This window comes from Oleiphilus sp. HI0117, from assembly GCF_001635235.1.
On sequence record NZ_LWGA01001496.1, the window covers coordinates 1 to 1,138 of the forward strand.

Consider the following 1,138-nt stretch of genomic DNA (forward strand, 5'->3'; position numbering starts at 1 on the left):
CGTTTCAATATTTGAGTCAGGTTTTATTAATGGCACGTATTTTATTCGCTCTTTCATTTCTTCTTTTTGTAGTTATTCTACTCGCTTGTGTTGTTTTTGTTTTACGAAATGATGCGCTTGTAGCTGTGGATCTATTATTTGTCGAGTTCACCTCTCTTAGTGTGGGGTTTTGGGTGTTAGGCAGCTTGGTTGTTGGCCTCATTCTTGGTTGCTTATTTTCTGTACCGACTCAGATTTTCCTTTTTGGTTCGAAAAAAATTAAAGATAAGCGTCTCCAGACAACAGAAACTAAACTGTCGAGACTTAGAAGAGCGACCTCAAAAGGCTAGTAAATGGAAACTGCGCAGCTCTGGGTTTTTCTGTTTTTAGCGCTTTCTTTAGGCTGGTTGTTCGGATATAGCGCTAAGCAGAAAAGGTCTCCTACTAGCGAACCTAGCCAAACAAAGGTCGGTGAAAAGCACCGACTCCAGCTGCTTTTTGATAGTTATTCCGATGATGCTATAGATCGATTGATTAACTCCCTGGAAGTATCCGAAGAAACTCTTCAAACACACATCTCTATCGGTACGCACTTTAGAAAACAAGGTGAGGTAGAGAAAGCTATACTAATTCACCAGAATCTAATGGCTCACCCAGAAATCTCAAATGAAGCCAGTGATGCTGTGATATTTGAGCTAGCAAAAGACTATAAAGCTGCAGGCCTTTTCGATAGAGCAGAGTCTTTATTGTTACAATTAACACAATCTAAAAGATACTCCTATCGTAGTCAGGTTTTATTACTTGATATCTGTGAGCGTGAAAAAGACTGGTCAGGCGCATTGGTCATTGCTAAAGAGATTGATTTAAGGCGTCATCCCGAAATAAAGATTCGACTGTCTCAGTACTATTGTGAGCTTGCTGAGGAAAAGCTAAAAAGTAACCAGCAAAGGGAAGCAATCAATTTATTTAAGCAGGCTTTGGGAGTTAATAAATTGTGTGTCAGGGCTTTGCTTGGACAGGCTGCGCTTGCTCAACAGGATGAGAGGTATGGAGAAGCTATTCGTTTCTTAAAGCAAGTTGCAGAAATAGCTCCTGAAGACATCATTTTAGCTTTGCCTCTTTTGTTAGAGTGCACCGTCAAGACAGAATCTTTTGATCA

At 40.2% G+C, this 1,138-nt stretch carries 2 protein-coding genes; both read left to right on the plus strand.

Annotated elements, in window-relative coordinates:
* The coding region (locus tag A3757_RS24735) for a LapA family protein (protein ID WP_231878386.1) at window positions 1-329 on the plus strand (329 nt) is incomplete at its 5' end.
* A gap of 3 nt (window positions 330-332) precedes the next feature.
* A partial coding sequence (locus tag A3757_RS24740) for a tetratricopeptide repeat protein (RefSeq protein WP_068740477.1) occupies window positions 333-1,138 on the plus strand: 806 nt, incomplete at its 3' end.